The 19,224-nt window shown below is 47.1% G+C and carries 18 protein-coding genes; 9 read left to right on the top strand and 9 right to left on the bottom strand.

The window, feature by feature from the left end:
* Positions 1 to 25 precede the first annotated feature (25 nt).
* Positions 26 to 574 (top strand): peroxiredoxin, encoded by a 549-nt coding sequence (locus tag AC1DVJ_RS00650; RefSeq protein ID WP_477587615.1) that lies wholly within the window; start codon positions 26 to 28, stop codon positions 572 to 574.
* Positions 575 to 654: 80 nt separating this feature from the next.
* Positions 655 to 963, top strand: coding sequence for a glycine cleavage system protein H (locus AC1DVJ_RS00645; RefSeq protein ID WP_477587614.1), 309 nt, complete (start codon positions 655 to 657; stop codon positions 961 to 963).
* Here the strand turns inward: AC1DVJ_RS00645 and AC1DVJ_RS00640 are convergent.
* The 5 genes from AC1DVJ_RS00640 to AC1DVJ_RS00620 all read right to left on the bottom strand — a co-directional run bounded on the left by AC1DVJ_RS00640 (position 960) and on the right by AC1DVJ_RS00620 (position 7,474).
* The gene (locus AC1DVJ_RS00640) at positions 960 to 1,271 is read right to left on the bottom strand and encodes a hypothetical protein (protein WP_477587613.1); all 312 of its coding nucleotides are present in this window, start codon (positions 1,269 to 1,271) and stop codon (positions 960 to 962) included. The two genes, AC1DVJ_RS00645 and AC1DVJ_RS00640, sit on opposite strands and share 4 nt — an antisense overlap.
* A 135-nt stretch (positions 1,272 to 1,406) precedes the next feature.
* Complete coding sequence (locus tag AC1DVJ_RS00635) at positions 1,407 to 3,371, bottom strand: glycoside hydrolase family 15 protein (RefSeq protein ID WP_477587612.1); 1,965 nt, start codon at positions 3,369 to 3,371, stop codon at positions 1,407 to 1,409.
* A 179-nt stretch (positions 3,372 to 3,550) separates the two neighbouring features.
* On the bottom strand, positions 3,551 to 6,568 hold the full coding sequence (locus tag AC1DVJ_RS00630; protein ID WP_477587611.1) for a 1,4-alpha-glucan branching protein domain-containing protein: 3,018 nt from the start codon (positions 6,566 to 6,568) through the stop codon (positions 3,551 to 3,553).
* Complete coding sequence (locus AC1DVJ_RS00625) at positions 6,565 to 7,119, bottom strand: DUF4912 domain-containing protein (protein WP_477587610.1); 555 nt, start codon at positions 7,117 to 7,119, stop codon at positions 6,565 to 6,567. Before AC1DVJ_RS00625 ends, AC1DVJ_RS00630 begins: the two co-directional genes overlap by 4 nt.
* A gap of 142 nt (positions 7,120 to 7,261) precedes the next feature.
* A complete protein-coding gene (locus tag AC1DVJ_RS00620; RefSeq protein WP_477588042.1) occupies positions 7,262 to 7,474 on the bottom strand; it encodes a hypothetical protein in 213 nt (70 codons plus the stop codon).
* Between the two features lie 192 nt (positions 7,475 to 7,666).
* On the opposite strand from AC1DVJ_RS00620, the gene AC1DVJ_RS00615 reads away from it, so the two are divergent.
* Positions 7,667 to 8,089 (top strand): hypothetical protein, encoded by a 423-nt coding sequence (locus AC1DVJ_RS00615; RefSeq protein WP_477587609.1) that lies wholly within the window; start codon positions 7,667 to 7,669, stop codon positions 8,087 to 8,089.
* Positions 8,090 to 8,233: 144 nt separating this feature from the next.
* Here the strand turns inward: AC1DVJ_RS00615 and AC1DVJ_RS00610 are convergent, their stop codons facing one another.
* From AC1DVJ_RS00610 to AC1DVJ_RS00600, 3 genes are all read right to left on the bottom strand, one after another.
* A complete protein-coding gene (locus tag AC1DVJ_RS00610) occupies positions 8,234 to 9,007 on the bottom strand; it encodes a LytR/AlgR family response regulator transcription factor (protein ID WP_477587608.1) in 774 nt (257 codons plus the stop codon).
* Between the two features lie 221 nt (positions 9,008 to 9,228).
* Complete coding sequence (locus AC1DVJ_RS00605) at positions 9,229 to 9,372, bottom strand: hypothetical protein (protein ID WP_477587607.1); 144 nt, start codon at positions 9,370 to 9,372, stop codon at positions 9,229 to 9,231.
* Between the two features lie 421 nt (positions 9,373 to 9,793).
* The gene (locus AC1DVJ_RS00600; protein WP_477587606.1) at positions 9,794 to 10,435 is read right to left on the bottom strand and encodes a helix-turn-helix domain-containing protein; all 642 of its coding nucleotides are present in this window, start codon (positions 10,433 to 10,435) and stop codon (positions 9,794 to 9,796) included.
* Positions 10,436 to 10,739: 304 nt separating this feature from the next.
* Here AC1DVJ_RS00600 and sigI point away from each other — a divergent pair, with 304 nt between their 5' ends.
* The 4 genes from sigI (at position 10,740) to AC1DVJ_RS00580 (ending at position 15,943) form a co-directional block, all read left to right on the top strand.
* Positions 10,740 to 11,528: an RNA polymerase sigma factor SigI gene (gene sigI, locus AC1DVJ_RS00595; RefSeq protein WP_477587605.1), complete on the top strand. Its 789-nt coding sequence runs from the start codon at positions 10,740 to 10,742 to the stop codon at positions 11,526 to 11,528.
* 19 nt (positions 11,529 to 11,547) lie between these two features.
* Entirely contained in the window at positions 11,548 to 12,891 is a 1,344-nt protein-coding gene (locus AC1DVJ_RS00590; protein WP_477587604.1) for an anti-sigma-I factor RsgI family protein, read from the top strand.
* A 222-nt stretch (positions 12,892 to 13,113) separates the two neighbouring features.
* Positions 13,114 to 14,127, top strand: coding sequence for an aldo/keto reductase (locus AC1DVJ_RS00585; RefSeq protein ID WP_477587603.1), 1,014 nt, complete (start codon positions 13,114 to 13,116; stop codon positions 14,125 to 14,127).
* A 307-nt stretch (positions 14,128 to 14,434) separates the two neighbouring features.
* Positions 14,435 to 15,943, top strand: a complete 1,509-nt coding sequence (locus AC1DVJ_RS00580) for a leucyl aminopeptidase (protein ID WP_477587602.1) — start codon at positions 14,435 to 14,437, stop codon at positions 15,941 to 15,943.
* A gap of 153 nt (positions 15,944 to 16,096) precedes the next feature.
* On the opposite strand, the gene AC1DVJ_RS00575 is transcribed toward AC1DVJ_RS00580, so the two are convergent.
* Positions 16,097 to 16,651, bottom strand: coding sequence for a hypothetical protein (locus AC1DVJ_RS00575; RefSeq protein WP_477587601.1), 555 nt, complete (start codon positions 16,649 to 16,651; stop codon positions 16,097 to 16,099).
* Between the two features lie 130 nt (positions 16,652 to 16,781).
* Between AC1DVJ_RS00575 and AC1DVJ_RS00570 the strand changes: the two genes are divergently transcribed.
* Together AC1DVJ_RS00570 and AC1DVJ_RS00565 are read left to right on the top strand one after the other, a co-directional pair.
* On the top strand, positions 16,782 to 18,065 hold the full coding sequence (locus AC1DVJ_RS00570; RefSeq protein ID WP_477587600.1) for an MFS transporter: 1,284 nt from the start codon (positions 16,782 to 16,784) through the stop codon (positions 18,063 to 18,065).
* Positions 18,062 to 18,985, top strand: a complete 924-nt coding sequence (locus AC1DVJ_RS00565) for a Gfo/Idh/MocA family protein (protein WP_477587599.1) — start codon at positions 18,062 to 18,064, stop codon at positions 18,983 to 18,985. Before AC1DVJ_RS00570 ends, AC1DVJ_RS00565 begins: the two co-directional genes overlap by 4 nt.
* Positions 18,986 to 19,224 lie beyond the last annotated feature (239 nt).

Raw genomic sequence — 19,224 nt, 5'->3', positions numbered from 1 at the left:
ATAGATTTGAGGAGGAATTATACCCATGGTAGAACGTTTAGTTGGTAAACAAGCTCCTGATTTTACAATGGAGACAGCTACAGGTGACGGTACAGCATTTGGTAAAGCATCTTTGTCCGATTACAAAGGAAAATGGTTAGTTCTTTTCTTCTACCCATTGGACTTCACATTCGTATGTCCAACAGAAATCACAGCAATTAGCCATGCTGCTGACCAATTCAAAGCATTGGACACTGAAATTCTAGGTGTTTCCATCGACAGTATCCACACACACAAAGCGTGGATCAACACACCAATTAACGACAATGGTCTTGGCAAATTGGCATTCCCACTTGCTGCTGACATTACTAAATCCGTTGCTCGTGACTACGGCGTTCTAATCGAAGAAGAAGGTATCGCGCTTCGCGGTCTTTTCATCATCGACCCAGAAGGCGAATTGAAATACGAAGTTGTTAACCACAACGACGTAGGCCGCAGCGTAGAAGAAACACTTCGTGTGCTTCAAGCGCTACAATCCGGCGGATTGTGCCCAATGAACTGGAAACCAGGCGACAAAAACTTGGTTGTTAAATAAGCTTAAATTACATAGGAAGACCCCTCAGATCGGCATGCGAATGCGGGCGGAGGGGTCTTTCTTCATAAGGAGAAACATACATGGATGTCATAACGACTGAAGAACTATATTGGGTACGAAAAGAAGGCGATGAAGCGGTAATTGGACTTACAGAGCATGCGTTAGAAAAATGGGGAATGATCTTATTCATCGAATTGCCAGAGAAAGGTGCCGAGCTAACAAAAGGGGCGTTCATGAGCTCACTCGAAACCGCTGTCGATGAATATGATTTATTTTCGCCGATAACAGGGAAAGTAATTGCTGTGAACATTTTGGTAGAACGGGCCACTATGCTGCTGTATGAGTCGCCGTATGAGAAAGGCTGGTTGTTTCGGGTAGCGTTGACTTAGTCGCCGCCACCACCACCATCGCCTCCACCGCCAGAATCTCCGCCTCCACTATCCCCACCACTGTCGTTGGAATCCCCGTGATGACTATGACCGCCATGATTGCCATGATGATGATTACCATGATGTCGATGATGATCATCATTGATAGAGGAATCACTAGCGAAGCCGCTATAGCTGACATCATGGTTGTCATCACGGCGTCTCCGTCGATTCCTGTTTTGACTTCCATTGGACATGATTGCGAAAAGGGATATAACAGCTATTGCGATAATAAAAAAGATGATGAAATTACCTGGGAAATTACCCATGTACACGCCTCCTTGAGAATAACTAGATTTTCGATCTAGCGGGGGGCAGCTGAGGCTGCTATTTTCTTAAGTGACTTGATTTTCCAATGTCATTGAAAAAAGCCGTCCCCCTTAGAGAACGGCCGACATCAATCGTTACGATTTGGAAAGCTGCTTAAATTTGTTCAGGTATTTAACTACGGTTAACACATAAGTCGCATGAGACCACGTAAGTGGAGCTACGGACACCGGCTCGCCGGAGAATGGATCCAATTGCTCGGACAATACGCCGCTTTCCATCGCGTGTTTGACTACCCACTCCAACGTTTTGCGTGGAGCCTCGAGGTCAGCAATCGTTTTGGCATATTCAATTTCCCATTCAGCAATCCAGAGTGTACAGATAATCCAAGGATTACCTGGCACTTTCTCAATATCGGTGGAGCGTTGGAAGTAATAATCATGATGATAACGGGCGGAACCGCCGACATCGGTTTTGATCATAAGACCTGCTTTGTTAGCTAGCATTGTACTTACTACACGCGGATCGTCAGCAGGCAGTACGCCAAATTCGAAAATGCCGTACACAGAGCTTTCCAACGTCATATCCTTAACCCATTCGCCATCTTCCATATACAAGCCGCGAACGAATCGTTGTTCTCCTTCATCCCACAGATGCTTCAGGATACCGGATTTTATTTTCTCCGCGGTATGCTTGTAGCGATTGCTTCGCTCCTCATCCCCAAACAAATTGCTGAAGTTCGAAGCAGCGATTAATCCGCCATATACAGCAGATGCTGTAAAGGTATAGATCCCGTAGCGTTCTTCCCATAAATCGTAGCTCGGCTTCGGTAAATTCAGCTCTTGATCAATGTAGGTGGACATGAATCTGGCCGCTCTACGAATGAGATTACGATAAAGCGATTGAGCAAATTCGAGGCTTCCATTTTTCTGGAAATCCTGCCATAGAGCAAATAAGACAAGCGCAGTTTCGTCTTCCTGAATCGGAAGCTGTACACGACCGGAATGAATGTAAGGATGCCAGCTGGAGCCTACAGTGCCGTCCGGATTGTATTTGTGATGCAAGTAACCTTCAGGCGACAACACATTCGCACAGAAGTTAAAGAAAGGAATAATCATACCTTGGTAGCCAGCCATGGACATGGAGTAAGCGATTAATGCGCCATCGCGAGGCCACATGTAACTATAATGATCGCGATTGCTTTGCATAATGTCGGAATCGTTCGCTGCAATAATAGCGCCGTTGACATCGGTTTGCGTGCGGACGAGCAGCAGGCTTTGTTTAAAAAGACGTTGCACTTCGGGTGTGAGATCGAAGTATTCGCGATCGATTTTGTTGGCCCAACGCTGCCAATACACAGTCACACGGTCAAGCAGCTTGCCTGGGTGGCTGTCTTTCACATAGGCGTCGAGCTTTTTAACTTCCTCCAGCGTCTTGCCTGCGCCCATCCAATAGTAAAGTGATTGGTTACCGTTAGGAGGGATGAAGAGACGGAAGGAGATTGTGCTATCAACGGAGCCTTGTGCGATGGCATTTCCCATGAGATGACCATCTTCGGCATCGCGCCATGTGCCTTCGGCGTTATAGAACCTTTTGACACCGGTGGAATATTGATAAATACCCTCTGTACCGGTACTGCCGTTAAACATGAAGTAACGATCCTTTTTATAATGAAAGACGGTATTCGTTGCAGGGTAGTAAGCGGCTGTATCGCCAACTTCCGTCTCATTGATGAGCAAATCCTGATTGAAGAACATACGTACTTCACGAACTGTATTGGTGTGATTCGTAATGTGAATCCGTTTCAAATAAATATCCTCGCGCTGGTGAACGCCGTCATTCATAAGCAGAGTAACACCGAGTCCGGGATGTGTAGCTGTCACTTCTGTGACAAGGGAATCTTCCACATAGGCGAGCTTGAATTGCCACTCAGGGGCATTCAGCCATGCGAAGTCGCCATCTACCCATACACCTACACGGCACTGATAACCGCCAATATGGTTAAGCTGGCCTACGAAAGGATAGTACAGATCTCGCATGTAGGAATGCTGATCGAGGTTAATAAGGAATTTTCCATTTCCGATGACCAGATGTCTTGGCAATACAATCACTTCCCCACTCTTTTGTTTGATCGCGCATTCAGATCAGGCCAGGAGGTCTGAACGATGGAGCACAAGTCTTGCCAATAGGTTACCTAATTCTGACAAAGGAATCAATGATTCTTTGAAAAAATTCTGAAAATTCTTGCTGGCCACGCTTTCATTTGGTATCGATATCCAAATTACTTGATTATTTCCTTTTGCTGCGAGGACATAGTGTTTGGTGCAGCCAGTTTGTAAATCACAGTCTCGTAAACGTGAGTTGTCAAAGATCCTATTTTCGCCCAGTCATAATTGGTATGAACGCTGCGTAAGGCGGTGGAAGCAAGCTTAGCTGCGTAGTTCGGTTGCTCTAAAAGCTGAATGATTTGCGCTGCTAAAGCCTCGCTATCACCTGGAGGAAATGTACATGCGTTGATCCCGTGGCTGACAATCTCCGCAAGGCCTCCTGTATCAGAGACGATGAGAGGTGTTCCGCTGGCCATTGCTTCCAAAGCGACTAATCCGAAGGGTTCGTACAGGCTTGGAAATATACAGAGTTCTGCCGATTGTAAAAGCAAGCATTTATCCGTCTCATCGAGAAAGCCTGTGAAACGAACCCGATCTCCTAAGCCCAGTGCAAGCTCCTCCAACGGATCACGCTCAGGCCCCGTGCCGGCGATGACTAATTTGGAGTCTGGGAAGCTTGCGAGCACAATTGGCATAGCGGCTAGCAGCGTGTGTACGCCTTTTTCATAGACAAGACGACCTAGAAAAGCAAGAATACGTTGCGGCTTACCCTGAGCGGAAATGGCGTCAGCAAGCATCGGATTCATCGTGGATAACGATGGATCTGGTTTGTGAAAGGAAGCAACACCGTTGGGGATAGGTGTTATTTGGTGAATAGGGATATGAAAGAGCGCCTTGACCTCCTGCTGCATAGACAGACTGCAAACGATGAGATGATCGGCCGCTTCTGTTAATTTACCTTCTAGGGTATGAATCCTTTTCTGTAAAGGTGATTCCAGCTTTCCTAGATTTCGCCCCGTTTCCGTTGCGTGAATCGTTGCTAGAAGCGGGAGGCGCAGCTCTTGCTTGGCTACATGTGCTGTGTAGTAAACAAGCCAATCATGCGCATGCACCAGATCGAACACGTGGCCTTGCCGTGATAACCCCAACATGATATCTGTGAAAGCCATATTCATTTGGAATACGCTATCGAGGAAATGAAGGGAGTCAGCCGTAGAAAGCACTTCCGCACGATGAATATGGACACCTTCTGACACTTCATAGGAAGGACAGCCAGGAGACTGACAGGTGATCACATGAACGGTATGGCAGTCGGAAGCAAGTTGCCTGGAAAGGTCACAGACTGCTCTTGCAAGCCCCCCGATTACATGTGGCGGGTATTCCCAAGCGAGCATGAGAATGCGCAATTTGGTTGCATGGCGGTGAGGGGCTGCCTCTGCTAATGAGGTGACCGCAACTTCGTTTAATGGTATGTCTGTATATACGCTCAACGGTGAGCGATGAATTACGTTTGTAAAAGAAGATGACTGAAAAATGCGATAATGTAGTTCTGGTAAAAAAGGGGACTTCCGTTCCAAGGATTGGACCAGTGTGGAAAGCTCTTTGTCAGAGCTACCTTTGTCAAAAGTGTTCAGCAGGTTATGAAAGTGGGACAGATGCGTTTCGATTCGTTTCGTCGCGTACGAGGTGACTGTGTCCGCATCTAAAATAAACGTCCAGTCGCTGCTCTGCGCGAGCATTAGCTCCCGCGCGGCTTGATTCAGCGCCCGCAGCTGCAGGCTGCTAAGCGCTGCCGGGTCATGGTGCTTCTGCGCAGCCTGCACCATGCGATCCTCCGCCGCGTGCAGCCGCGGCGTGACCCACTGGCTGCGTGGCTGCAGCCAGACTTCGGCATAGCCGCCGCGTCCCCAGCTCGACACCGGAAGCTCCGCTACGGTGGTCGGCGCATGGGCGGCGGCGTAGTTGCCAAGCGTAGTCGTGTTCACGACTACGCTTTCATCGCTGCGCGCGGCGAGGCCGCGCAGCACGGCTTCGAGCCACTGGTGGCCTTCGTACCACCAGTGCCCGAACAATTCGGCATCGTATGGACATACGATAACCGAGGGGTGTTCTGGCGCAGACGAAGCTGCTGCGCCCCCAGTGCGCTGCTCCGCGAGGCGGCGCAGCTGCGCCACCCGGCTAGCGATGAAATGCTCAGCATGCTGCTGAGCTTTCTGAGCGGCGCGCGCCGGGTTGTAGGGCACTTTGGCGTCACCATCACCGGTGACGCTGTAGTATTTGAAGCCCGTGTTGATGCGTGCGCCGTCCGGCAGCACATAGGGCTTCAAGTAGGCCCACTCGGCACCGCCATCGTGGCCAAGGTCATAACCGATATCGCGATAATATTCGCGATAGTCAGGGTCGCCGGGGTATCCAGCCTCGGCGCTCCATACGTGGGCGCCGGCCTCGGGATCCCGGGCGAATGCACAGGCGCCGCCTGGCGTGCGCAGCGGCAGACCTGCGATCTCTCCTTCTGAAGCGCTGTCGCGACGCGCGAGGGTATGCGCATGCGTATCTACGACGAAGTACCGTAGATCCAACGCTTGCAGGTGAGGCTCAAGCGCTGGCGTGTAGCCGCACTCTGGCAGCCAGATGCCAGAAGGTGCCACACCGAAATGCCGGCGGAATTCCTGCACCGCCGCCTCGAGCTGCGCGCGCAGGGTGACATCGTTCTTTACCAAAGGTAAGAATGCATGCGTCGCGGCGCAGGTAATTAATTCTAAGCAGCCTGTGCTGCTTAGGCTGCGGAATTTCGCAATCAGATCGCCATGAAGGCGATCGTATAGTAGGCTGAGCCGATGATACCGATCAGCATACAGCTTGGCTAGCGGTCCGAAGGCCTCATCGCCCCACAGGCGAATGACTTCGCGCTGCCCCAGCTCGCAAAGCGAGGAGAGGTGCTTGCGAAGGCGCAGATGTAACCGTGAATCCTCCAGCATGGCAAGCAGGGGAGGAGACAAGGACAACATAAGACGGAACGGGACATGATCTTCAATGAGCCTCTCCATCATGTCGATGAGAGGTAGATATGTATCGACAACCGCTTCGAAAAACCAGCGTTCTTCCAACGTAATTTCAGATGCATTGTGGCGAACATAAGGGATATGGGCATGCAAGAGCAAAGCAACATAGCCTTGTACGTTAGTGCTCAATCAGTATCGCCTCCGGATTCCATATCTACAAGGTAAGTTTTCTTCGGGACATACACCGAATAGGCCGAGAAATACGCATGTGCATCGGGCGTTACTTGCGGTAGAAGAAGGGGCGTCAGCTGGTAGATAAAAGGCTGATCAGATTCGGCTGGATGTCGTGCGCTAGGCAAGTCTATGACTGGGATTTGAATCGTATTGGATTGGAGGAGCGGCAGGAAATGTCCCTGCTCATTCCGGATACCCAATCTCGCGAAGTACGTTTGGCCAGAGATTAACCCGCTTAGAAAGCAGGATTCTCCTGGGGGAAGAAGAAGCTCTGAGACCCGCTGGGCGGATTGCTGCGGCATATTGAAAGATTCGTCGCTCACTTCATGGAATCGTATCGTGGGTGTTAATGAGCGCCAGTCCTTCTGGAAATGCTCCTGAATGAGCCTTGCCTTACAGGTGGAGAGCTGCCAATAAATAAACTGAACGGAAGGTGACTGTGCCAGTAAATAAAGCGTATCGCGATCGATGGCATAGGGACGTGCTTGGATGGAGATCAGACTCACCTTTTCTCAAAATATCAGTATGGATAATGAACTCGATAAGACGGAGTGTTTGTGTTAATACTATGTTTTATTGTAGCATATGCGCCATATAAACCAAAAATCTCCACCCATATAGAAAGGGGGGAGATTGCTTGCCTATGCGTTACTTGGTTGGAATGTTTCCTTCCATGTACCTACTTTCCGTAAGTCTCATTAGAGAATCATACCGATTGGCCGATGTAAAAACCAAGAGATACTCATCTTGTTTTACATTGGTGTAGGAGGCTCTGAATCCGGTATGATACTGAACTGTCATGCTGGAGGATTGATCGTCATACTGCACAAAGGCAATCTGTCTAGAAACACTCGGAATCATGTTCACGCCGCTCTCCCCTTCATCTTAAGAATTCGGAAAACACGAATTGGATCGATCATTACTATATTTATGCTTATTCAAACACATTTAGAATGATTTGACATAAGCTAGCTCTCATATGAAAAAGGAATTTCACACATTTGTAACGAATATATTAAATTAATCCGGGTTCAACGATTAGGAGGGATTTCCATGAGTTTTTGCTGTGGAGCCAGTATGATTGGAACTAAAGGTACTTTGAAGCACATACGTACACAAATTCACAATGTGCCCATTCTCTTCTGCCCGGTATGTCACCATATTGAGGTTCATTATTTGGTGGAGAACGAATATGAGATCCTCGCCGAATACGCCCATGGAGATGGAGCTGCTGAAGTCGATTTTATTGAATACGTAGATGGCAAAGATCATTTGTTGCACGACAATTGTGTAAACCACGAAGGCGAAGAACCGATGGATATTGTGCGCTGTCAAATTGACATGGCGTTGGATTTGCTCGGATTCGCGAAAACCATTGCCGATCAGGAATGGGAAGAGCAGCTCATGAAAAGGTTAAAAATGCTAAGCGCGCGTCGTGACAAGCTGAAAAATAAAAAGACCTCTAAGAACTCTTAGAGGTGCGAATAGAATTCAAGATGATCATTCTGATTAATGGAAAACCTCCCGTTCATTTTCTGGTTTTTGCTGTTTTCGAAGCAAATTCCTGAGAGTGGCGGGAGGTTTTTCTGTTAGTTGGTTGCCTAAGTTGGCCATCAATACTTACTTTATTTCCTGAAGCAGCTTTGCAAAGTCCTTTTGTAAGTCGCGGCTCAAAGGGATCTTGTCGGAGGTATGCCTCAAATGAATCAGGAATCTCCGAGAAGTAGGAAAACCGCTTTCCTTCACGAAGGAGACGACATGCCGTAAATTAACTAGGAAGCCTTTGAAAGGGCTGAACATATGAGGCGTGCTCTGAGCCAGAATTTCGGATAAATTAGAGCTGGACTCCATTTGAGCGCCGTTCACTAGATGAATTCTCGAGAGTCGCTTGTCTTCCTTCTCGACATAGAGAATAGCGTCTTCGGAGATGGGCAGCTGTGATTTCTGATTTTTAATTGTTATCCAAGTTGCAGTAGTTGGCTGTGGCTCTTGGAGTATGCGGCTGCGATCTAATTGAATTTCGGCAACGGCTTTCCGGATAGCGGCTTGAAATTTAGGAAGCGCGACAGGCTTGGAAAGAAAATAGACGGAGTCTAGCTCGTGAAAGGCCGTCAAAATATGATCCATATCCGTGGTTCCGCTAACCATAATCACCTTTTGCTGATACCCAGACATACGTAAGGATTTAACAACACTAATCCCGTCCAAATTACCTTCAAGTCCGATATCCATAAGCAGAATATCTGGCTGCAGCTTGTCGTATTCCAGTAGAAATTGTTCGCCTTCTGACATGATAGCAATAACCTGCAATCCGCATTGCTGACAATAGCTTTCAAGTAATTGACCTATCCAATAGTTATCTTCTACAATGGCGACTGTGAAGCCGTGCTTCATTTGCTGATCTCACTCCAATCCTTACAATAAAACAGTAGAAACTATGTCATCTTGTACTCGTTTACAGCCAACTTAGTCCACATCGAAGGCAAGGGTACGATTATCTTGTATACTTCTAAATGTAAATAGAAATTGTCTGGCTGCTTACAGAATGATGTCGTCGGTTAGAAATGAGGGAAAACGCAATTGTTTCCATGGGTAAAATTGATACTAGGTATTATTCATTTTGTTCCCATGCTCTTATTCTCCTTGTTGCTATTTCGGATTCGAATAAAGCCATATTGGAAACAAATATCACTTGCTGTGTTGGCAGCATCCATGTTCAGCTTGATCACGGACTCGCCTTTAATATTGGTTTGCCTCATCTGTATTTTACTAATGTGCGTTTGTAAATATCGTTTCATACCCGCTTTACTTACTGCACTTTCAGGTTACATGATGTCTGCTCTTGTGTCTACGGCTGTAATCGTTTGTATAAATTTTACACAAGTAGAAGCTTATATGGATATCAAAGATGACCTAACCATATCCATTGTGACTCGTATTTTTATCGTGTTAGCCAAATGTGGGTTGCTTCTCTTACTCTACAAACAACGATTAGGATTTACCTTTCTCTGTCACTATACGAGAATTCCGTTCGTAGTAGAGAATGCGGGAGTATATCTATACATGATCGTATTATTCATTGGTATGATTTACCGGCATGCATTTCGCGATCATGTTTTCAGTGCCATTATGCCAATTCAGATACTGAGTATGGCAACCATCCTCTTTATTTATTTCACGCTAAGTAAGGAATTTGGCTTTCAAAGAAGAGGGGCAAAGCGCACTCAATGATTCCAATGCTTGTCCATTATTATGAGCAACGTAATCAAGAATGGTTTGATGATACTTCTTCTGTGGAATTGCTGCGGCAATGATGAAGGGTGCATTTTCATATGTGTCAAAAAAAAGTTTGCCTTCTGCGGAGGCATACTTTTTTATTTTGTTCAGATTGACGAAAAGGTGCATATCCAATTTCACGAAGTGATGCTCCGTTAATGTTTCAATGAAGTGGGTGAAAGCCACGAGGGATTCGACTTGTTCTTCTTTCATTCCGTCTTCAGAAACATATAGGATCGTTTGAATTCCGAACTCAACGTACCAGATGTTATCCAGATTCACTTGAGTTGGTTTAGACCAAGTGGAAGCTTCTTCTAAATATCCTGCCTTTTTAAGTAAGTCGGTATACGGATATTGATAGGCTTGAGCTAACTTTCTCAAGGTCTCGGGAGATGGTTTAATGACATCGTTGGTCGTTCGATTACGACCTAGCTCAAGATCCCTGATATAAGCGTGAGATAAGCCGCTTTTGTTAGCTGCTTTACGCAGTGATGCTTTACCTCGTAACGTTTCTAGAAACTTACCAAAGTTATTGCTTGCTTCCATATGAAACACCCCCCTATCTTATTTTTATTAGAATCGTACAAATTTTCGATGTCCGAAAACGTCATTCTCACCACATACCTCTAATCGCGGTCGCTCATCCGAGAGGCCATCGAATTGAGGTTTTCTTAATATTATAAAGGATTCATAAAGTAATTGAAACCGTAACCAAGGTTTTATTTGCCAGTAGGTGCTCATTTAGTGATCTATGTTATAATGAATCAGCAAATTATTTCTTATTTTCATCGTGTGTACCCCCCGAATTGTTATACTTAGGGACGAAACTACTATACTGTGAGGTGGAAAGGTGCTACTGGTACTATTCAAAAAGTTTCTGGGAAAGAATGAGTCCCACGGAAAAAATGAACCGCAAGCCTCTTCACTCGAGGTCACTATACATCAAATTCAATCAGGAGACCTACGACTACGGAATCAATTTATTGCGGATTATCAGCCTTATGTAGCGAAAGTGACGAGCAGATTTTGCAAACGATTTATTGATCCCGCCAGGGATGATGAATTTAGTATTGCATTAGCGGCTTTTAATGAAGCTATTAACCAATACTCTTCGGTCATGGGAAGGTCTTTCCTAGGTTTCGCAGAGACGGTAATTAGGCGAAGGTTAATTGATTTTATTCGTAAGGAGCAACGCTTCAAAGGGCAGATCCCTTACAGCTCGTTTGATCAAGAAGATGATGAAGATAACCTAATGAATCCAATTGAGGTTCATCAAGCGATTGAAGCCTATGAGAAGCAGAAGGGTTTAGAAGAAAGACGAAGCGAAATTATTGATTTCAATCGCTGTTTAAGTGATTTTGAAATTAATTTCTCAGAGTTGACGGAAGCCTCCCCCAAGCACGACGACTCAAGGCAGATGCTGTTTGGTATTGGCCGCACACTTGCACAGGATTCAGAGCTTATGCGCACTCTGTTGACGAAACGACAGCTGCCGATTAAAGAGCTGCTCGAGCAAGTTCAAGTATCAAGGAAAACGTTGGAACGAAATCGTAAGTACATCATTGCTATAGCACTTATTTTTAATGGTCCTTATCCGTATTTACGGGATTACTTACATATTCGTGATGACGAAAGTTGAATGAAAGGAAGAACAGCGCATGAACAAGGGGATCGTAATGGAATTAAGCGAGAGCTCCATTATTGTAATGAATTCAGAGGGTCGATTTGATAAGCTTCCAAGGGGGACGCGTAGCTGTGAATTAGGAGAAGAGATTCTCTATGCACCAGTGAAACGTCGATTACGAGTACCGCAAATGGCAATCGTTTCAGGTTTAGCTGCAGCGATTGTGGTATGTTTCGTTCTGGTCTCAACATTGTCAGGAGGCGTACTAGGCAATAGCGTTGTTGCGTACGTAACGATTGACATTAATCCAAGTGTTGAAATTGGGATCGATAATAATGAGATTGTTCGCGACCTGCACGGACTAAATACAGACGGCGATGATTTGATTCAAGCCTTGGTGTATAAAGGTAAATCATTAGAGGAAGTAACGTCTGATATTCTGGATAAAGCTGAACTAGGGGCATTGGGTAAGGGTGAAGGAGATATTATTATTTCCTCAACGGTTGTAGGAGCTAAAACAACGGTCAGCGACGAAGACATTGCGACGAAGCTGAAGGCTCAGGTCAATAAACATATCGAAGACAGTCATCCGGGCGAAGTGAAAAATTATGAGGTGCAAGCTTTCGCTGCCCCGCAAGAGGTTAGGAAGGAAGCACAAGCGAGAGGGGTTTCCGCAGGGAAATATGCCATCTATCTAAATGCTAATGATAATGGTGTAAAAGTATCGCTGGAAGACATCAAAACCACTTCCATTCATGATCTTGCGAAGGATAACGGCGGTATGAAATCATTCGTCCCACCAGATAAGCCGATTGATAAGTCTTCTTTACAAAGACTGCTTGCAGACGAGAAATCCGGTAAGCTTAATGAACGCGTACAACAGTCTCAAAATGGAAAATCCAATGGTGGCAATTCATCGAATAGTGATGATGATAAAAACAATAAGAATAACAATGGCAAAGGGAATAGCTCAGGGAGTAATACCCCGGGTAAAGTGACAAATAAACCAACGCCGACGCCAACATCGAAGAATGATCGGGATAATAGTAACGATCGAAACAACAATAATGATAGAAATAATAACAATAACAGTAATGATAAGAACAATAACAATAATAAGGATGGGCAAAAATCGACCCCAAAGCCGGATCGTAAAGATGACGACGTCGATGGGAAGAAACCATCCGTAACGAAGAAGCCTACTGAAACACCAAAGGCAACCGCAAAGCCTACGGCGAAACCGACAAGCACAAGTAAACCTACGGCGAAGCCATTTCAGCAATCCAGAGATGAGAATGTGAGATTCCCAGGAGTGTCATGGGGTTGGGGAAACAATCTTCATAACGACAATGGTAACAACATTGAGAGAAGATGGTAGTAATCACCTGTCGTCAGTGAGCTGAAGGGATTACGGGGAGTAAACAGAGCACCTGAGGCGAATGCCTTAGGTGCTTTTGCGTGTAGTCCTACTGTTTCGCAGCATGGAAAGTAGAACCGAGTTGTATTACAATAGTTGAAGTGAAGGATTAAGTTCATGCGGGAGAGCATGAATGAGTAAGTTGAGCTGGTAGCGTATTAGCAAACTAAGGGGGAATAGAGCTTGAGATATTCAACGTTCGGGAAGTCCGGCTATAACGTGTCGTCGCTAGGATTCGGCGCAATGAATCTACCGAGTGTACCGTTAGAACAAGCCAGAGAAGCGCTCAATTATGCTTTGGATCATGGCATTAATTATATAGATACGGCTGCTGCTTATAGGAATAGTGAAGAAATCATCGGGGAGTGTATCTCACATCGGAGACAGGAATATTTCCTGGCAACGAAAACAGGTGCACGCGATTATGCAACCGCGAAAGCGGAGATTGAGCGAAGCTTAGTGCGCATGAAGACCGATCATGTGGATCTGCTGCAAATTCACTATGTGAATGATGTGAAGGAATACAAGAAAGCGATGGAAGTCGGCGGAGCGTATGAGGCTGCATTGGAGGCCCAGCGAGAAGGGAAAGTTCGATTTATCGGCATTTCTGGACACCGTCCTGATTTACTTGTCAAATGGATTGCCAAGGGTCAATTCTCGCAAATCTTATTCCATTTGAATTTGGCTCAGCCCTTCGCACTGGATGAACTGATTCCCATGGCGTCGGAGATGGATTTGATGAGAGTAGCGATGAAGCCACTGTCGGGTGGATTCATTCAACCGGTGGATCGGGCGATTCGTTATCCGTACAGCCAAGATGTGCATGTAACGATTTCGGGGATGGTCAGCGTCAAGGAAGTACAAGAGAATTTGGCTGCCCAAGAGAAGGAAGTAGGACCAGAAGAGCGGCATGAGTTAGAGCAGCTTGCTCGTGAACTAGGTGAGCATGATTGCAGACGCTGTAACTATTGCTCATGTCCGCTGGAAATTTCGATCCCTGATGTGATGATCGCGAGTAAGTTCCGAGAGAAATTTGGCTTGCTGCCGAAGGGAGACGGATTTTTCCAGCGGCAAAAGGATAGAATAACAGGTTGTGCAGACCATGACCCATGTAAGGTGGTTCCGATTTGCGAAGCGAAATGTCCGTACCAATTACCGATGCAGTCGGTTGTGCAGAAGGCAGCGTCGTTTTACTAGGTATGAAGGGATTCTTAATAGGTGATTAGTTAGAAAGAATCGAACTAAATTGAATCAAGTCGATACCGATGATCGTTTAATTCGATTTCGCCGAACTAATTAGCCAGTTTTCGGGGTGATAGCTGGTTTAGGGCACTTTAAGTGGGTGAAATCGAACTATTGCCGCTTAGCCCCTCCAACAGTCGCAAATAAGCAGGCAAAATCGAACTAAATTAGCAGTGAGGCATGGATGGGCTACTTAGCGCTTCGTTACTTCGGGAGCATTCTAATAGGGATAGAAATTAAATGAGGGCAGGGAGAATTTCCTATGTTTACAAAAATAACAGACATTACAACGGGTGTTTACACTTCGTTGTTGGATAACACGGCAGGGGCAGACGCAATTCTCGTCTGCCTTACGGAAACGGAGCTGCGCCAGGACGGTGTCCTCGGCCAGCCGCAGCTCGACCAGGCCCTTGAGCGCATGCGCGCAAAGGGCCTATTCACGGGCGCCTCAGGCGAGCTCGAGGCGCTGCCGACCCACGGGCTGCTGCCGTACGCGTACGTGCTGGTAGCGGGGCTCGGCCCCGCTACCACGCGCGATACGCTGCGCGCAGCCGCGGTCTTTGCAGCGCGCAAGATGCTCGCGCTGCAGTTCGAACGCTTGGCGCTGAAGCTGCCAAGCGAGTTTGAGACCCGGTCAGCCGCGGCGGCGCTGACCGAAGGTCTGCTCCTCGGTACGTACCGCATCGCGGCGTACCGCAAGAACGAGCCTGCGCGCGCGGAGCTGCGCCAGGCGGTGTTGCTCACAGAAGCGGCTGCGGATGCAGCGCTTCTGACAAGTGCGATCGCAGCCGCAGAGGCGGTTGCGGAGGGCACGAACTATGCCCGGGATCTCACGAACCTCCCGGGCAACAGGCTTGTTCCGGCTTCCCTCGCAGAGGAAGCCATCCGCATTGCCCAGCACTACGGCTTCGCCATAGAAGTGCTGGATGAGCACGAGATCGCCGCCCGCGGGATGGGCGGCCTCATCGCGGTGGGCGCGGGCAGCGTCCACCCGCCGCGCATGATCAGCCTGAGTTACACGGGTGATCCCGACAATGCCGACGTGCTAGGCCTCGTCGGCAAGGGCGTGACCTTCGATACCGGCGGCATCTCGATGAAGAAGCCCGACGGTATGGAAGAGATGATCAGTGATATGGGCGGAGCCGCCACCCTGCTCGGAGCCCTGCACGTCGTCGGCCAATTGAAGCCGAAGGTGAACCTTGTTGTGGTCATTCCGGCAGCGGAGAATATGACCTCTGGCACAGCGTATCGCCCAGGTGATATCGTCAAGATGCTCAGCGGTCATTCCGTGGAGGTACTCAATACCGACGCAGAGGGGCGCATTATTTTAGCAGAGGGAATTACCTACGCGAAAGCGCAAGGAGCGAACCGTCTGATCGACGTAGCCACGTTAACAGGAGCTATTTTAATCTCCTTTGCGGATATCGCGACAGGGGCCGTAACGAATGACGATGAATTCATTAAGCCATTACTACAAGCAGCTACGGCTGCTGGCGAAAAAGTATGGCAGCTTCCTAACTATCCAGAATATCGGGCTATGCTGAAAAGTGATGTAGCGGATATCAAAAACGCGACGTCCTCCGACCGCTGGGCAGGCGCGATTACTGCCGGTCTGTTCATCGGTTACTTTGCCGAGGAAACACCGTGGATCCATTTGGATACCGGCGGTACTGCTTGGCTATGGTCGGCCAAAGGGATTGAACCCAAAGGTGCAACTGGTGTGATGGTCCGAACATTAGCCGCGTATTTGTGCGACGAGCAGCTCGGTTAGTCTATTTATCAAACATGTTGTTTGCCTTACAAACAGTTTCCCTAACTTATTTTACATGAAAAAATCACCCGCGATTGAGCACCCTCTCACCTACCGGAATGCATGTAGGCTGAGAACTCAAACGCGGGTGATTCTATACTTTCTGGCGATCTGTTAAGCACCAACCTGTTGCCCCATGGAAGCAGGGTGTTTGATGTTGATTTGCTGCAGATCTTGAATATCAGAAATACGAATAATGAGACGGTTTACTTCATTGGTTGTATAAGAGAGTTGCTCCGTACGTTGCTGCAGTTGATCTAAGGAAATACCGACCCAATTCTTTTTGCGGCGATGCGTGAAAAGATCGTATTTCAGAACAGTAAGCGTTGCCGCAAAAGGGTCTGGTTTCACATACACATCTTTCATTTTATCTGACAGATTGAAGAAAAGCTTGCCGCCATTCCATTTGACATACCCTGGATCAAAAAGGATCACGAGAAAATCGGAATCCCCACCGTCCTTATTTTCCATCGAAATGAGGCGTACGGCGCCGTTTGCCTTCGGCTTAATATATTGATTCGAGCGAATATCCGGTAAAAAAGGAACGACAAGAAGCGGGCAAACACTAGCGATATACAAATAAGTAGTTGACTCAAACTTGATAGAGAGTACAATGAAAGTCAAAAAGAGCAACAAGGTTACGAGTAGACCCAAAATTTTAGGTTTCATAAGTTTACTTTTGATCCCGCCTGACATGATAGATTAGGTTATCCCTACTATTTTAACATAAGCGACCCATAGGTTGTAAACTATTAGATCCTGCTAACCTTGCTAGACAGACAAAAGGAGCTTTATGCTAATGAAATTATTCGATCCGAACGCGCGTAAGCCGAAGAAAAAAATGTCCACGTACCGTAAAAGCTTATTGGTCGCGACATTTGAGGGTTTCCCTGCTGTGATTATTTATCAGTTATTGGGTGGACCGTTCTTAACAGGTTATTTGATATATTTGGGAGCAAGCTCAACCGAGATTGGATTCATTCTAGCAATTACCACCGTCGTGAACATCGTTCAAATTGCAATGGCGGTCATCATGCAAAAATTCCGAAATCGGAAACGCATGCTGATCATTTTCGGATCCACTCATCGGATATTATGGGCTTGTGTAGGTTTAATCCCTTTTATATTGCCGCAAGAGTACTGGGTGATGACTTATATAATATTGTACACGTTCGCTCATCTCGGGAATGCTGCTGCAGGGATTGTGTGGACCTCATTAATCAGTGATATGGTACCTGGACCGATTCGGGGACGGTATTTCGGACTGCGCAACACCATTTTGGGGGGAGTAAGCTCGTTAGCTCTTTTCGTAGGCGGTCAGATTCTAGATAAATACCCCGGCGAGCAGGGCTTTACGTACCTCTTTATGATCGTCAGTGTTTGCGTGGTTCTCAATATTATTGTTTACTTTATGTACCCGAATCCACCTTTCGAGCCATCGACAGCTGAGAATCCTGTGGGTATGATCCGGAAGCCATTAATGGATCGTGCTTTTCTGAACGCAATTATTTTCCTGGCCGCCTTCCTCTTCGTACAAGGGTTGACCGTGCCTCTGTTCTCTTATGTGATGCTAAAGCTAATGAACATTTCCTACGGGACGGTTTCCTATATTACGGTCGTTCATACCTTAGTGATGATGGCTAGTTACTATGTATGGGGTAATTTGAATGCGCGATTCTCGGCTCAAACCCTGCTATTATGGTCCTTGCCGATTATTGCCTTGGCCTGTCTATTATGGGGAGCGATCGCCTTCATTCCAGCAGTCATTGTGCTGTATGCCGTTCATATTGTGCTGGGCATTGGCTTAGGAGGCTTCAATCAAATGGTATTCGCTTTTACAATTGGGGATACGCCGAAGAGCGAGCGCCCGATGTATATTGCGACGTACTCGGCGATTACTGGCTTTGCAGCCTTCTTGGGGCCTGTTGCAGGCGGGAAGGTATATGCCCTAATTGCTAATCAACCTATGTGGGTGCAGGTATATGGCATTTCCACGGTGGTTGGTGCTATTTTGCTCATACTCGGGTTAGGGGTAGGACGTTTCGTATTACGAACACAGATTAGGAGTGGCATCGAAACATGACTAGAAAAAGAATAGGTATTATCGGCTTAGGTGATATCGCTCAAAAAGTATACTTACCGCTGCTGTCCGTTAATGAACAAGTGGAACTTGTGGGTATTATGAGTTCTACGCAAGGGACGGTTGAAAGAATGCAGATGAAATACCGTATTCCGCTTGGGACAACGCAGCTTGATGAGCTATTGGCCTTAGGATTAGATGCCGTTTTTGTACATAGTCCGACGTCGGCGCATTTTGGTATTGCGATGAAGTGCATGGAACATGGTATAGCCGTCTATGTCGATAAGCCGCTCTCGTATGAGTGGGCGGAGTCGGTGGAAATGGCTTCCTATGCGGAGCGAAAGGGTGTGCTGCTCGCAGCAGGCTTTAACCGCCGCTACGCGCCTCTATATATCGAAGCGAAGCAATGGCTGCAGGAGGCAGGCGGTTTTGATGTGGCTTCAGCCGTTAAGCATCGTACCAAGCTGCAGGGGCATGGAGCCAAAGAAACGCTGTATGACGATTTGATCCACATGCTGGACACGTTGCTTTGGTTGGGAGAAAGTTCCTATGAGGTGAAAGCCTCCCACCAGCAGGTCGATGAGAGTGGCAAGCTGCTTCATGCGTCAGGTATGCTAGGGTTCGGTTCTGCTATTGGCTCCTATAGTATGGTGAGACAAGCTGGCGTAGATTTGGAAAAAGTGGAGCTGCACGGCAGCGGTAGATCCGTCGAGGTGACGAATTTGGAGTCAGCGGTCTTTTATGATAAAAATGCCGCTCCGCGCCTGCGCACCTTCGGCAGCTGGGACACCGTGCTGGAGCGCAGAGGCTTCGCTGGCGTCGTTCAACATTTCTTGAGCTCGCTGGATGATCCGAATGCTTGCGGCATTCGGGGGGATCTCGTGTTGGCTTCGCACCAGTTGGTGGAGAAGCTGTCGGTGTGAGGCTGCTCTGAAAGTGAAGCTTACGTCCGTAAACCCAAAGTCAACTATATCCGAGCCCCCATCTTGCCAATAAGATGGGGGCTTTTTTTTATGTTTTTTTAGCGTGCAAAAAAGTCTAATAGTAGAATCCAAGCAACATTCTTTTAAAAAGGCGAGAGAGTTCATAGAAGTAGGTTTTGTTCATCCTCGGTAATGAAGAATACTTCAGTGTTATAAGAAATTTTGACTACGAAGACATG

Source organism: Paenibacillus sp. P4_A9 (assembly GCF_056402415.1).
This window is presented reverse-complemented; position numbering and strand designations above follow the sequence as displayed.